The organism is Arthrobacter sp. cf158 (genome assembly GCF_900106835.1).
GTDB lineage: Bacteria > Actinomycetota > Actinomycetes > Actinomycetales > Micrococcaceae > Arthrobacter.
The window spans coordinates 277,739-291,159 of sequence record NZ_FNNR01000001.1; the positions used below are offsets into that span (position 1 = coordinate 277,739).

13 protein-coding genes are annotated in these 13,421 nt (G+C 63.9%); 6 read left to right on the forward strand and 7 right to left on the reverse strand.

Features of this window, described 5'->3' with window-relative positions; translation table 11 throughout:
• Window positions 1-16 precede the first annotated feature (16 nt).
• Window positions 17-1,231 (reverse strand): TIGR03364 family FAD-dependent oxidoreductase, encoded by a 1,215-nt coding sequence (locus BLW08_RS01320; RefSeq protein WP_091323291.1) that lies wholly within the window; start codon window positions 1,229-1,231, stop codon window positions 17-19.
• A gap of 163 nt (window positions 1,232-1,394) precedes the next feature.
• Here BLW08_RS01320 and BLW08_RS01325 point away from each other — a divergent pair, with 163 nt between their 5' ends.
• From BLW08_RS01325 to BLW08_RS01335, 3 genes are read left to right on the forward strand one after another with little or no spacing between them, the layout of a single operon-like run.
• Window positions 1,395-2,162 (forward strand): GntR family transcriptional regulator, encoded by a 768-nt coding sequence (locus BLW08_RS01325; RefSeq protein ID WP_091323293.1) that lies wholly within the window; start codon window positions 1,395-1,397, stop codon window positions 2,160-2,162.
• Complete coding sequence (locus BLW08_RS01330; RefSeq protein WP_091322947.1) at window positions 2,159-2,830, forward strand: phosphonatase-like hydrolase; 672 nt, start codon at window positions 2,159-2,161, stop codon at window positions 2,828-2,830. The genes BLW08_RS01325 and BLW08_RS01330 overlap by 4 nt, the downstream gene beginning before the upstream one ends.
• A 50-nt stretch (window positions 2,831-2,880) precedes the next feature.
• Complete coding sequence (locus BLW08_RS01335) at window positions 2,881-3,321, forward strand: DoxX family protein (protein ID WP_091322949.1); 441 nt, start codon at window positions 2,881-2,883, stop codon at window positions 3,319-3,321.
• 79 nt (window positions 3,322-3,400) lie between these two features.
• Here BLW08_RS01335 and BLW08_RS01340 read toward each other — a convergent pair whose 3' ends face one another.
• Both BLW08_RS01340 and BLW08_RS01345 read right to left on the reverse strand, forming a co-directional pair.
• Window positions 3,401-4,471, reverse strand: coding sequence for a Gfo/Idh/MocA family protein (locus tag BLW08_RS01340; protein ID WP_091322951.1), 1,071 nt, complete (start codon window positions 4,469-4,471; stop codon window positions 3,401-3,403).
• Between the two features lie 28 nt (window positions 4,472-4,499).
• Window positions 4,500-5,474, reverse strand: a complete 975-nt coding sequence (locus tag BLW08_RS01345) for a hypothetical protein (RefSeq protein ID WP_091322952.1) — start codon at window positions 5,472-5,474, stop codon at window positions 4,500-4,502.
• Window positions 5,475-5,639: 165 nt separating this feature from the next.
• Here BLW08_RS01345 and BLW08_RS01350 point away from each other — a divergent pair, with 165 nt between their 5' ends.
• From BLW08_RS01350 to BLW08_RS01360, 3 genes are read left to right on the forward strand one after another with little or no spacing between them, the layout of a single operon-like run.
• Window positions 5,640-6,731 carry an efflux RND transporter periplasmic adaptor subunit gene (locus BLW08_RS01350; protein WP_091322954.1) on the forward strand — a complete coding sequence of 364 codons (1,092 nt, stop codon included), beginning with the start codon at window positions 5,640-5,642 and terminating at the stop codon, window positions 6,729-6,731.
• A gap of 4 nt (window positions 6,732-6,735) precedes the next feature.
• Window positions 6,736-7,461 (forward strand): ABC transporter ATP-binding protein, encoded by a 726-nt coding sequence (locus BLW08_RS01355; RefSeq protein WP_090820044.1) that lies wholly within the window; start codon window positions 6,736-6,738, stop codon window positions 7,459-7,461.
• Window positions 7,458-8,639, forward strand: coding sequence for an ABC transporter permease (locus BLW08_RS01360; protein WP_091322956.1), 1,182 nt, complete (start codon window positions 7,458-7,460; stop codon window positions 8,637-8,639). Before BLW08_RS01355 ends, BLW08_RS01360 begins: the two co-directional genes overlap by 4 nt.
• Here the strand turns inward: BLW08_RS01360 and BLW08_RS01365 are convergent.
• From BLW08_RS01365 to mmsB, 4 genes are all read right to left on the reverse strand, one after another.
• Window positions 8,617-9,309 carry an ABC transporter ATP-binding protein gene (locus BLW08_RS01365; protein ID WP_024820032.1) on the reverse strand — a complete coding sequence of 231 codons (693 nt, stop codon included), beginning with the start codon at window positions 9,307-9,309 and terminating at the stop codon, window positions 8,617-8,619. The two genes, BLW08_RS01360 and BLW08_RS01365, sit on opposite strands and share 23 nt — an antisense overlap.
• A gap of 2 nt (window positions 9,310-9,311) precedes the next feature.
• Entirely contained in the window at window positions 9,312-10,760 is a 1,449-nt protein-coding gene (locus BLW08_RS01370; protein WP_091322958.1) for an ABC transporter permease, read from the reverse strand.
• Between the two features lie 215 nt (window positions 10,761-10,975).
• Window positions 10,976-12,073 (reverse strand): substrate-binding domain-containing protein, encoded by a 1,098-nt coding sequence (locus BLW08_RS01375; protein ID WP_090820029.1) that lies wholly within the window; start codon window positions 12,071-12,073, stop codon window positions 10,976-10,978.
• A 54-nt stretch (window positions 12,074-12,127) separates the two neighbouring features.
• Window positions 12,128-13,396 carry a multiple monosaccharide ABC transporter permease gene (gene mmsB, locus BLW08_RS01380; protein ID WP_090820026.1) on the reverse strand — a complete coding sequence of 423 codons (1,269 nt, stop codon included), beginning with the start codon at window positions 13,394-13,396 and terminating at the stop codon, window positions 12,128-12,130.
• Between the last annotated feature and the right edge of the window lie 25 nt (window positions 13,397-13,421).

The following is a 13,421-nucleotide window of genomic DNA, read 5'->3' on the forward strand; positions in this document are numbered from 1 at the left end:
AGGGGAGAAGGGGAAATCAGTACAGGTGCGACACGTTGCGGTGTGCCAAGCCGAAGGACAGGGTCATACCAACGCCGGAGGTCACGGACACCACCGTGACGCCGGGCTGGATCTCGCGGACCAGGATCGGTGCCACATCAGAAGACGCATAGACGCCTTGCCAGCGCTGGATGATCTCCAACTGCGTGCCAATCCGGCCCGAGATTTCGGTGTTGAGCGCGGTGGTCACGGACTCGTCCAGGAACGGATCGGCCGTGCGGTGGTAGTGGTGCGAGTCGCCCAGGATCACGGTGCCGTCGGGGCGCTGGGTGAACATGACGTTGGCGCCGATCTCCAGCAGCTCGGGCTGGTTCTCCAGCACCTCGGAGCGGAGCGCGGCAGCGGCAGGCATATCAGTGAACGCCGGGTACCGGAGCATGGACGTTGCGGTGAGGACAGCCGGAGCGAACTCGACGCCCGACGGTTTGGCGGCCAATGACATCTGCAATGCACAACGCTGGATCCGGTGCTCAGCAGCAAGGTCCGGGAACAAGTAGTCCACGTCATGGCCGACGCACACGAACACCTGCCCGGCATGAAGCTCTCCGCGCGACGTCTGGACAGTCACGCCCTGGCTGTCCTGCGCGAAGCCCAGCGCTGCAGTGTTCCAGTGAAGTTCGACGCCGGGCTGCCGGCTGAGCCATTCGGCTAACTTCGCCACTGTGGTGCGGGGATCGACGCGGAGGTCGTCCCGGAGGAAGGCGCCACCTACGAGGCCGGGCCATGCGCCGTGGTGAGTGCCGTCGTCGTGCGTTTTGTCTGCACCGGAGACGGCGGCACCCAAGCGGTTCCGGGTCCCGGCGGGGGAGAGCAGTTCCACTTGGCCCGGCTCGCGGACTGCGGAGAGTTCGCGCAGGACGTTCATTTCGGCTTCCGTGCGGGCCAGGACTACGGCTCCGGCCTCCGAAGCCCAAAAGCCGGCCTGTTCGGCGAACTCGAGCCAGTACTTCCGGGAGGTCAGCGCGAGCTCGTACAGTTCACCGGACTGGGCGGTGATGCAGCAGTGGCCAAAGTTGCGGACGGAGGCGCCTGCGGCGTGGTGGTCGCGGTCAATGACGGTGACGGTCAGACCATTGGCAACAGCGTGCGCGGCATGTGCCAAGCCAACGATGCCAGCGCCGACAATCACGATGTCGGTGGACTGGCCGGCGCTGCTGTTGAACGGTGTGGGGGAGGTTCTTGCGTTGTTCACACCATTGACCTTGGCGGCGAAAACCCGCTGGATCAAGCCAGATTGGCACTTGTATATACAAGTTAATCTGAATTTAACGTCTGTTCATTTGAGTTCACTCCAAGTTCATCTGTGGCCTCTCAAAACCGGTGTTTTCGCCAGAGGTGACTTGTATTATCAACTGGTGAGCACACAGCAGAACGCACCCCTCCATGTCAGGCTGAGCGAGGAATTCATGCGCCGCATCACTGACGGCGAATGGCCGCCGGGCTATCAGCTGCCCAGCGAGGCGGATCTGTGCAGGGAGTTCGGCACATCGCGCGGCCCCATCCGCCAAGCCTTGGCGTTCCTCCGTTCGGAAGGCGCGGTAACCGGCGGCCGGGGCCGTCCTCCCATGGTCCGATCGTCCGTGCCGTCACAGTCGTTCTCCACGTTCAACTCCTTCACGGAATGGGCCACCGGCATCGGCAAGAAGCCCGGCCAACGGACCCTGGAAGTGGCGCGCCGCGAAGCCAGTCCGGAAGCCGCCGAGGCCCTTGGACTGATGCCGGGAACCACCGTGGTGGAGGTCTTGCGTGTCCGCTACCTGGATCAAGCCCCGGCCATGATCGAACGCACCACGTTCATCCTGGAGGTGGGCCGGAAACTGTTCGACTTCGACACTGACTCCGGGTCCATCTTCGCGTTCCTCAAGGACCAGGGCGTGGACCTGCACAGCGCACGGCACACCATCGACGCCGTGGCGGCCAGCGACGAGGACGCCGAACTCCTGGAACAGCCTGAAGGCATTCCGCTGCTGCGGGAACGCCGCATCACACGCTCCGGCGATGGCCAGCCCCTCGAATACTCCGAGGACCGCTACCTGCCGGCGCTCACAAACTTCACCATCGACAACACCGTGGAACGCAGGGCCGCCCTGGTCCGCATCCACACCGAAGGAGCCACCCCATGATCAAGCTTGTTGCCTGCGATATGGCCGGAACCACCATCGACGAACACGGCGACGTCTACGTTGCCCTGGCCCGCTGCGTTGAAGAGACCGGCGCAGCCACTACCCCGGAAGCCGTGCAGGAATGGATGGGTGCTGACAAGGTGGAGGCCATCACGGCCCTGATTGAAGCCGGTGGGGGAGCGGCTACCCCGGAAGTTGTGGCTGCCGCCTTCGTCCGGTTCAAGGAGTTGCTGGTGGAGTTCTACGACGCCAACCCGCCGATCGCCTTGGAAGGCGTGGAAGACGCGTTCCGCGCACTCCGCAACCAAGGCATCAAGGTAGCGCTGACCACCGGCTTCTCACGCGACGTCGCCGTTCCCCTTCTGAAGCGGCTGGGCTGGAGCGTCGGCGACGACGACTTGCTGGACGCCGTCGTGTGTTCCGATGAAGTAGCCGCGGGCCGCCCCGCGCCCCATATGATCCACCGGGCCATGGAGCTGACAGGCGTCCAGGATGTCCGTGCCGTGATTGCTGCAGGCGACACCGTGAACGATCTCGCCGCCGCCACCAACGCCGGCGTCACGGCCGTCGGTGTCCTGACGGGCAAGCTGGGCCGCGAAGACCTTGCCGCACACCCGCACCACCACATCCTGGACGGTGTGAAGGACATTCCCGCCTTGATTTCCTAAAGCACCCGCCGGGTTGGCTGTGGGGACGCGGACATGGAAGATTGGAACCCGTGAAATTCCTTCACCCGTCTCCCAAGTCCTCCGCCCGCGGCGTCACCATCCTGCGCGTGGTGTTTGGCGCGCTCATCATGGTTCACGGCTTCCAGAAGCTCATGGCCGGTCATGCTGCGTTCTCCGCCTCGGTTGCTGCCATGGGCGTGCAAAAGCCCGAGGTCGTCGCGTGGCTGGTGATCGCCGGTGAACTGGGCCTCGGCCTGCTGCTGGTCCTTGGTGCCCTGACCCGCGTGGCCGGTTTCCTGGCGGCGATCATGTTCGCCGGGATCTGGTTCGTGACGGAAGCGGGCAAGCCCCTGCTCACGGACAAGGCGGGCGTCACGGCCGAGCTCCTGATCATCTACGCAGCCATCTCCGTGGCCTTCGTGTTCCTGGGTCCTGGCGCGCTGTCGCTGGACCGGAAACTTGCGCGGCAACCGGCCCGCCAGGGGCGTTAACGCAGCTGGGTTAACTCACGACGGCGGCACGCGCCCGGCCGGGTCAACCCGCCGAGCGTACACTAGCCGAGTCTTCAACTCACCGGGCATCGTTGGGGTACCGGATGCCCAGCTGGGACCGCACGCCATCGAACAAGCGCATGACGTTGACGGAGTCCTCCAAGGGCATGACAGGGCTTTCTGTGAGGCCCTGCTGTACGCAGCGCGTCACCTCGCGGAGCTCGAAGGTGTAGCCGATGCCCACCACCTCGAAGCGTTCGTGGCGCGGCTCGTCCCAGCCAACCCGGATCATCAGCTCGCGGGGGTTGTTTACTGAACCCACGGTCTGCAGGAAACCCAGCCCACCGGCAACCGTAGCGGTCCTCGGTCCGTGCGCCATGAGGGAGGACGTCAGCTGTGCTTGGGCACCGTTGGCGTAGCCAAGCGTCAGTGCGTTCTGAGTGTCCACGCCGTCCTCGTTCAGGGTGCCGATCGCCGTGACTGACTGCGGGAATCCCAACGTTCCCAAAGGCCACAACAACGGGTAGACAGTGAGGTCCAGGAGTGCGCCGCCGCCGTCATTCACAGCCCAGATCCGCGCAGAGGGATCGTACGGTGCCGGGAAGCCGAGGTCGGCGCTGACCCACTGGATCCCGCCGAGCTCCCCGGACGCGGCAATCGCAAAGGCCCGCTGCATGCTGGGCAGGAAGCGGCTCCACACGGCCTCCATGAAGAACACCTTGTTGTCCTTGGCCAGTTTCACCAGCTCGGTGGCTTCACGGGCGTTGATGGTCAACGCCTTCTCACAGAGCACGTGCTTGCCGGCACGCAAGGCGGCCGATGCGATCTGGAAGTGCTGGGCATGGGGAGTTGCCACGTAAATCACGTCCACCGCGGGATCGTCGAACATGCGCTGGTAGCCGGGCACCTCGCCGTCGTCCCCGTATCCCTTGGCGAAGCCAAGCGAAGCGGCGAACGCATCCGCGGCAGCCTGGGTCCGGGAACTTACGGCGTACAGCTCGGCGTCTTCCAGCAAGGACAGGTCCTGCGAAACGCTGCTGGCGATGTTGCCCGTGGAGACGACGCCCCACGTCAAACGCCGGCCCGTAGCTGCCCGGGGATCCTGGTTGGTTTGCGAGAAAAGCCACGGCTTGGCGATAGGGAGGGTCATGCGCTTTATCCTCTCATTCCGGCCGCCGCTAGCTGGGAAGTTGCAGCTGCTCCAAGTCAGCCAACGTTCCTGTCGATTCGAACGTCAGCCTGACATTGACGTTGTAGGCGCCAGGCTTGCCGAGGTCCGGTATCCAAATTTCCGCGACCCCGGCGTCATGGTTCGTGGTGGCCAGGATTCTGTAGGCGAGGTTTTCGGCCTTCCAACTTTCGGACACGTCAACGCCATCCAGTGACCACGTGAGCAGCATCGGGACGTGGGCCAGGCCCTCAAGGTCCAGCTTGACCGCTACAGTCCACCCGAGCGGGTCCTTGCCCTGAGTGCCGTCGATGACCAGCACTTCCTCCAGAGCCTTGACCAGTTCTGCTGCCACCTGGGCCGGTGGAAGGAGTTCACCAGCCTCATTGACGGTCACCGGCGGCAGGAGCGCGGGAAGAACTATGAGGGCTCCGGGAACGTATCCCTCCAACACTTTCTGTTCCTTGACAGCGGTGCGATACTCCTCCGGCGGACGGGAGGTGATCTTGTGTGCCGCGGTGGGCGAGCCGGTGGACGTGCCGGTGGGCGTGCCCGTGGACGTGCCCGTGGACGTGCTCTGGTTGGCGGAAGTTGTCGCAGGAGTCGTGGGAATGGTGGGGGTGACGGTCGCCGTAGACGTCGCTGGGGAGGACGTGGTGGTTGGCGGAACTGTGGTGGGCGTCGGCTTCTTGCTTCCGGCAGACGCGGCAAGATTCACTGAATACCGCTCATGGACGGCTGCTGCGGCCGGACTGAGGGTGAGGTCCTTGCCCAAGTCCGCCGGGGCAAAGGCCGCAAGCGAGGTTTGCTTGACGATGGTCAGCGATTCGATGGTGGCAACATCTTCGGTATTGGGCGGAATGATCCGGTCCCAGAGGGCGATGATGCTGATGAGGGCTGCCGCGATGGCCCCCGCGGTAATGATCCACGTCTTGCCGCGTCGATGCCAGGGAGTCCTTTTCCCTTTTTTCTTGTGAGCGGACACGCCCGCCACCTCCTGCCCCTGCTCACAGATTGCTCCCGCCGCGGAACAGCGTCAACCCTGCCCTGTCAAGTCATACGAATGCCCGGCACAGCGAAAATCCTCGCCTAGGCTTAGGCCATCATCCCTCGCAGAGGTTCTGTGGGGAGTTACCGAAATGGAGCAGGGATGGGTACTTTTCGGCGCGTCATTTTGCCGGTTGCCTGGTTGTTGGTTTTCGCGATTATCGCAGTGGCCCTGGTCAAGATCGCCTTTGTAGATGGCCTCGAATCGTCGGCCGCAGAGCCAGCACCGCTGGCCCAAGTGGACATCCCGGTGGTCCCGGCCACACGTGCCACCGTCACCAACACCGTGCAAATAAAGGGCACCGTTCAGAGTGACGCCGCCCAGACCGTCCGGAGCACCTCCGCCGGCAAGGTCGTCAAGATCTTCGTGGAGCAAGGCGCCACCGTTGCCAAGGGAGATGCCCTTTTCCAAATCAAGGCGGAACGCGCGGTCACCAGCGCGCCTGCCTCCAAGGACGGCACCCCCACCACGCCAAAGCCGGTGTACGACTACTTCGACATCACCGCTCCGAGCGCAGGAACCTTGCAGCAGTTGACCACGCTGATTGACCAGCAGGTCACGGTGGGCGAAGCCGTGGGCAAGATCGATCCCGGTACGTACACGGTGGCAGGCTCGGTCACCGCGGCCCAGCAATACCGTCTGCTCGGTAAGCCCGGACCGGCGGAAATCGCCTTGGTAGGTGGCCCGGCACCGTTCCAGTGCACCGAAGTAACGCTTAAGAACAACGCATCCGACGACGCCGGCACCACCTCGGGCGGTTTGGCCGCTACCGGCGGAGGTGCAGGCATGGGCGTCGGCGCAGCGCTCGCAGGTCCAGGGGGTGGGAGCCAGCCTGAAGAGGGCGGGACCCCTACGGGAACCCTTAGCTGCGCGATTCCGGCAGGCCCGGAGGTCTTCGCCGGTCTGGGAGCCACCATGACGGTCAGCGCCGGTGTGGCACCCGATGTTGTCACTGTTCCCCTGACCTCGGTAAAGGGCAGCGTGAAGGATGGGATCGTTTGGATCGCCGGTCCGGGAGGAGCGGGCGCAGCGCCCGAGCAACGCACAGTCCAGCTTGGCCTGAACGATGGTTCTGTAGTTGAAGTGACCTCCGGTCTCGCAGAGGGTGAGCAGGTTCTGGAGTTCGTGCCGGGCGCACCGGCCGTCCAGGGCCCCATGGGTCCGGGCCAGGTAGCATTCGCTCCGGCGGGCTGAAGGCATGGAAGAACCTAAAGAAACCCTTGTCAGCCTGCGGTCAGTCACCCGCTCGGTCATCCTGCCGGACGATCAGCACCTGCATATCCTCCGGGGCATCGACCTTGAGGTGCGCAGCGGCGACCACACAGCCATTGTGGGCCGCTCCGGTTGCGGCAAATCGACGCTGCTCAATCTGCTGGGTCTGTTGGATATTCCTACATCAGGGGAAATGGAGTTTCTGGGGCAGTCCGCTGACCGGCTGAGCAGCAACGCCCGCGCCCGGCTCCGTGGTTCCACCGTGGGCTTTGTGTTCCAGCAGTTCAATCTCTTGCCGGGCCGCAGCGCTTTGGACAACGTGATCACCCCGTTGTTTTACGCCAAGGGCAGGGAATTCTGGCGTCGCCGGGACATCGCCATGGACATGCTGGACCGCGTAGGCCTCGCCGCGCGTGCCCACACCATGCCCACCATGCTCTCCGGCGGTGAACAGCAGCGCGTGGCTATTGCCCGTGCCCTGGTCCGGAGGCCGCGGCTCATCCTTGCCGATGAGCCCACAGGCGCCCTGGATGTGGAGACCGGCCAGTCGGTGATGGCCCTGCTGGATACCGTAGCCACCGAGACCGCAGCTGCCCTGGTAACCATCACCCACGACACCAATGTGGCGGCGCTGGCCCGTGCCTGCTACCGCCTGGATGCGGGTGTCCTGAGCCGCATGTCAGTAACTGAAACAACGGGAGTCAGCGCATGACCGGCTTTGTTTCCACGCTGGTGGAGGCGTGGCAGGAACTTCGCATCAACAAGGTCCGGATCCTCCTGGCACTCCTTGGGGTAGCGTTGTCTGTCGCTGCGTTGACTTCTGTGGTGGGCGTCGGCAGCCTGGTCCGCGAGGGCATCAAAGTCCAGTCGGAGCGTAACGGCGGCAGGGTGGCTACGTTGTCCCTGAATGTCGGCGGCCCCACCATGCCGGACCCGGCAAAGCTCGAAAAGGCTTACCAGGGAATCCAGCAGCGTTACGGCATCACCACCTCCACCCACGTGGGCCAGACGCAGGCGGGATTCCAGTTCCCCCGCGGAGTAACCAGCGTGAACATGACCATCGTGGACATCGGCTACGGCGTCATCCATCGCGTCCCGCTCCAGCAAGGAAGCTGGTTCGCCGCCGACGACGGCCAAAGGCTGGCACCCGCCGTCGTGGTTTCCGAGGCCTTCTACAACCAGGCCGGCAGGCCCAACCTGACCACCCATCCCACAGTGAGCATCCCAGGTGACCGCCCGGCCACGGCGGTAATCATCGGCGTCGTGCCTGACGCCTATCCGGAGACGCCACCTGCCGCCTTCATCCTCACGGAGGGAGCGGCCATGACGGGCATTGAACCGCAGATGTCCGAGTTCAAGATGTGGGTGGGGGAGGAGCAGGCTGATGCCCTCAAAGCAGCCATTACCGCCGACCTCCAGGGCCAGTTTCCCGGCTTCTACGCCCAAGCAGACCGCATGGACTACGCCGCCTGGGGCGATCCTTTGGGGCCGGCCCAGTGGATGGTTGGCGGCGTAGCCGGGCTGGTGCTGCTGCTCGGAGCCGTGGGGATGCTGAACATCTCCATGGTCACCGTGCGGTACCGGGTCAGGGAAATCGGCATCCGGCGCAGCTTCGGAGCCACGTCCGGCCGGATCTTCGTGGGCGTCATGATGGAATCCGTGGTGGCCACCGCAGTCGCCGGCCTGGCCGGGGTCATGCTGGCAGTCGCCGTGGTGAAGAATCCCTGGATCGAATCGAAGGTGGCGCCGGGGCTCACCGAGTACCCGGCCTTCCCCATCGACGCCGCCCTGCTCGGATTCGGTGCCGCCGTCCTTGTAGGCGCACTGGCCGGAGCCATTCCCGCGCTCGTGGCGGTGCGCGTCAAGGTCATCGACGCGATCCGGTTCTGACCTCCTCGGTAAGCCTGCCCTGCTGAAGGCGGAAGCAGCGTTCCGTTTTTTGGGCCAGGCTGCGATCGTGGGTGACCACCAGAATGGTGGTGTTGTGGTCCCTGCTCAGTGAGCTGAGCAGTTCAATGATGTGCTCACCGGTTTGTTCATCCAGGTTCCCGGTGGGCTCATCGGCGAGGATCAGCTTGGGCTCGTTGGCCAGCGCCCGCGCAATGGCCACACGCTGCTGCTCGCCACCGGAGAGCCGGTTGGTCCGCCGGGAGTGCTTCTCCGGATCCAGTTGCACCTGCTCCAGCAGTTCCTTGGCGCGCTGCAGCCTGGCCGCTTTGCGGACACCGGCGAACTCCATGGGAAGCATCACGTTGTCCACGGCGCTGAGGTTGGGGATCAGGTTGAACTGCTGGAACACGAAGCCGATGTCCCGGCGTCGGTACTCAGTCAGCTTGCCGTCCGGCAGGCCGGCAAGGCTGACGCCGTCCACGACGACGTCGCCGGAGGTGGGTTTGTCCAGCGCACCCAGGAGGGACAACAGCGTGCTTTTGCCGCTGCCGCTCTTGCCGACGATGGACGCCAGCGAACCCTTTTCGAGTTCGAAGCTGACGCCGTTGACCGGCTTGATGGTCCGGTCACCGGACTTGAACTGACGGACCAGGTCCTTGACTACAATCACGGCTATTCTCCTCGGAGTACTTCGATGGGACGGATGCGGGCGGTCAGCAGTGCCGGGACCAACGCACCGATGATGGCCACCGCGAACACCGCGGCGATGCCTGCTGCCAGGACGCCGGGGGAGACGCTCGCAGTCACGGAGGTGAGCAACTGGGAAGCCCCACCGAACGGACCTCCCTGACCACCGCCGGGCATTCCGCCGCCAGGGACCGCGCCGTTTGGCATGGCCCCGGCAAGACCGCCGCCGCGCTGGGTGGTGGTGGCCGCCGTCGTGGTGGTATTCGAACTGATGAGCGCGGACGCGATGCCGCCGCTGGCCAGTGAAGCAATCACGGCACCCACCACGCTTCCCAGGGCCACCAGAACCAAGGACTCCAGCACGAACTGCAGGCCGATGGTGCGGTTGCGGGCACCGATCGCCTTCAGGACGCCAATCTCACGGCGGCGCTCGCGGACCAGCATGACCATGATGAGCAGAATGATGATGCCTGCGGTGGCGAGGGCAGCGATAAAGGCGATCAGCGAGATGTTCTTGACGCTGTCCAGCGAGCTGACAGCGGTTTCGAGGTTGCGCTGGCCCTGGGTGACGTCGGCCTTGTCAGTGCCGAGCGCAGCCTGGACGGCGGTCTTGGTGCTGTCCACGTTCTCCATGCTGTTGACCGTGACGATCATGGTGGAGAGTTCATCGGGGGTCTCAGCCAGGGTTTGGGCTTCCGGGAGTGTGACGTAGACGGCGTTGTTGCCGAACGTGGTGCCGGCGTCGAAGATGCCTGCAACAGTGAACGTCTTGTCCTGGATGGTGAACGTTGAGCCCACCGTCAGGCTGTTCTTCTCCGCAAGGGAGGTGCCCACCAGTGCCTTGGCTTCCGACGTGGTGTAATCGCCCAACCCGGTTCCACTGGTGATGTCCAGTGCCTTGCCCGTGCTGTCCACTTCGGCGCCAATGCCCGTGGCGGTGATCGGGAGCGTGCGCGCGGGCTGGGTTCCGGTGGTGCCCGTGGTGCCGCTCGTGTTGTTGCGGTTGCCGAGCGTACCGGCGTCGACGGCGGCCGTCAGGTTGGTGCTGACCGAGGCCTGCTGCCCGCCCGGACCGAAGCCGCCTCCGGGACCCGTCTGCTGGCCAGTGCCGGTGGTCGAATCCGTGGTGGCCGTCTGGAGGCGCAGGGCCTTGGTACCAACCACAGATGTCACGTTGGCCACCGATGCCGCAGTCTCAGCTTCCGCCGTCGTCAGCGGTTCCCCGCCGCCTTCGAAGCCCTGGCCGCCGGCCGGATTCACCGTCAACGTGGTGCCCACGGAAGCATTGAGCTCCTGGACCTTGGCACCCACGGCCTGGTTGGCCACGAGCATGGACAATGCCAGGCCGATGGCTACGGCCAGCACGGCGACAACCGCCGCCGTTCTGATTTTGTTGCGGAAGGCATTGCCTACGCTTCGGGCAAGGACGCTCACGTTTCTCCTCTTGACCTGCATGTTTCGTTAGGCCCGCTGGACGTGGGCCGCAGATCCAAGACTGCTGAGCGCTGCTGTGCGGCACACCAGCCGAAGCTATGCGTGGGCTGTGAAAGCGGCGGGGCCTCCGCAGCGGACTCGGAGACAAGCGGACTCTGGGAAAAGCGAAAGCCCCGGCCCGCCAAGGGCGGACCGGGGCTTTCTGTGGAGCTGTATTACTTGGTGATCGGGCCGAGTACCGGATCGTCGACGTAAGCGGTCTTCACGTTCTCTGCCGTCACAATCTGCGGAGGCAGGAGGAACGCAGGGACGGTCTTGACGCCGTTCTTGTAGGAGTCCTTGTCGTTGATTTCCAGTTCCTTGCCGGCCTGGAGATCCTTCACCATGGTGATGGCGTGCTCAACGAGCTTGCGGGTGTCCTTGTTGATGGTGGAGTACTGCTCGCCTGCAATGATCGACTTCACGGACTCAACTTCAGAGTCCTGGCCGGTCACCACGGGGAGCGGCTTGCCGGCGGCCTTGACGGACGTCAGCACTGCGCGGGCCAGGGTGTCGTTCGGGGACAGGACGCCGTCCAGGGATGCGGTGCCGTAGCTGCCGGTGAGCAGCGTATCAGCGCGACGCTGGGCATTTTCTGCCTTCCAGCCCTGGGTAACTGCCTGCTCGAACGAGGTCTGGCCGGACAGGACCTTGAGGGTGCCGTCGTCGATCTTCGGCTTCAGGACGCTCATGGCGCCGTCAAAGAAGACCTTCGCGTTGGCATCATCCGGGGAACCGGCAAAGAGCTCGATGTTGTACGGGCCGGAAGCCTTCTTGGCCTTCATTCCGTCCAGCAGGGCCTGGCCCTGGAGGACACCAACCTTGAAGTTGTCGTACGCCACGTAGTAGTCCACGTTCTCGGTGTTGAGAAGCAGACGGTCGTACGCGATGACGGTGGCGCCGGACTCCTTGGCCTGCTGAAGCTGCGTACCTAGCTGGGCGCCGTCGATGGCTCCCACGATGATGACCTTGGCACCCTTGGTGACCATGGCACTGATCTGGTTCTGCTGCTCGGACACGCCGCCGTTGGCGAACTGAACGTCGGCCTTGAAGCCGGCGCTGGTGAGGCCATCGTTGAACAGCTTCTCCGCCAGAACCCAGTTCTCACTGGTCTTCTGCGGAAGTGCGACGCCGATCAGCGAGTCTTTGGGGAACGCTTCCCCGCCTGCTGTGCTGCTGCTTGAGCCGCTGTCCGTGCGGCCGCAGGCTGTCAGCGCCAGTGCCGCGATGGCAGCGACTGCTGCTGCCTTTCCTGCTTTACCAAACATTCGCATATTTAGGTTCACTTTCTGTGTGGGTGGGGTGGAGCGAGTCTGTCAGGAGGCCGGTCAGGCTTCCTTGGAGATGACCTCTTTGGTGGAGGTTGTTTCGTCCGGCTTGATCTCGTTGTTCCGGCCGAAATTCTTCAGCAGCAGGCCGGTGATGGACCTCTTGCCCTGGGACTTGTTGTAGACATCGAAGGCGACAGCTGCCAGGAGCACCAGGCCCTTGATGATTTGGGTAAGGTCGGCGCCAACGCCCAGGAGCTGGAGGCCGTTGTTGAGGACGGCCATCACCAGGCCACCAACGATCGAGCCGATCACGGTGCCAACACCGCCGGTAACAGCGGCGCCACCAATGAACACGGCGGCAATGGCATCCAGTTCCCAACCGACGCCGTCAAACGGGCCGGAAGCGGTGGAGCGGGCAACAAAGATCATGCCTGCCAGGCCAGCCAGGATGGACATGTTCATCATGACCATGAAGTTGACCTTCTTGGACTGGACACCGGAGAGTTCGGCTGCGTGGCGGTTGCCACCCACCGCGTAGACGTGACGGCCGAGGACCGTCTTGTCAGCGATGAAACCGTAGATGAGAACCAGTACAGCCAGGATCAAGCCTGGGATGGGGAAGGAAGTACCGGGGCGGCCGGTGGCGAACAGGTACGTTGCGTAGAGGATTGCGCCGCAGATCAGCACCAGCTTGGTGACCTCAACCCAGAGTTCCGGAACGTCGGCGCCCAGGGCCTTGTTGCTGGCACGTGCACGCAGGGACATGATGATCACGAACGCCACGGCTACCAGTCCCAGCAACACTGTCAGGTTGTTGAAGCCGGTGTCCGGTCCAACTTCGGGCAGGTAGCCCGAACCAATGAACTGGAACTCCTTGGAGACCGGGATGGTGTTGGACTTGCCCACGAACTGGTTGAAGCCGCGGAACAAGAGCATGCCTGCCAACGTCACGATGAATGCGGGGATGCCCACATACGCTGTCCATAGGCCTTGCCAGGCACCGATCACCGCCCCCAGGACCAGACCGAAGAGCACGCCCATGTACCAGGGGATGCCCCAGTCACGCATGGCGAGGGCTACCGATACGCCCACGAATGCCGCCACGGACCCCACCGAGAGGTCGATGTGGCCGGCGATGATTACCAGGACCATGCCAATGGCCAGGATCAGGATGTAGGAGTTGCCGTTGAACAGGTTGATCACGTTGCCGGGGGTCAACGTGCGGCCCCCGGTGAAGATCTGGAAGAAGACGATAAGTGCCACCAGGGCGAAGATCATGCCAAACTGGCGGGTATTGCCACCAAATAGCTTCTTGAGCGCGTTCATTGTTTTGGTCCTTGTGTCAGGAAGG

Bases quoted from the DNA above. Each gene is read 5' to 3' on its own strand.
- BLW08_RS01330 (WP_091322947.1), top strand. From the start codon at position 2,159: ATGATCAAGCTTGTTGCCTGCGATATGGCCGGAACCACCATCGACGAA.
- BLW08_RS01340 (WP_091322951.1), bottom strand. From the start codon at position 4,471: ATGACCCTCCCTATCGCCAAGCCGTGGCTTTTCTCGCAAACCAACCAG.
- BLW08_RS01350 (WP_091322954.1), top strand. From the start codon at position 5,640: ATGGGTACTTTTCGGCGCGTCATTTTGCCGGTTGCCTGGTTGTTGGTT.
- BLW08_RS01355 (WP_090820044.1), top strand. From the start codon at position 6,736: ATGGAAGAACCTAAAGAAACCCTTGTCAGCCTGCGGTCAGTCACCCGC.
- BLW08_RS01360 (WP_091322956.1), top strand. From the start codon at position 7,458: ATGACCGGCTTTGTTTCCACGCTGGTGGAGGCGTGGCAGGAACTTCGC.
- BLW08_RS01375 (WP_090820029.1), bottom strand. From the start codon at position 12,073: ATGCGAATGTTTGGTAAAGCAGGAAAGGCAGCAGCAGTCGCTGCCATC.
- mmsB (WP_090820026.1), bottom strand. From the start codon at position 13,396: ATGAACGCGCTCAAGAAGCTATTTGGTGGCAATACCCGCCAGTTTGGC.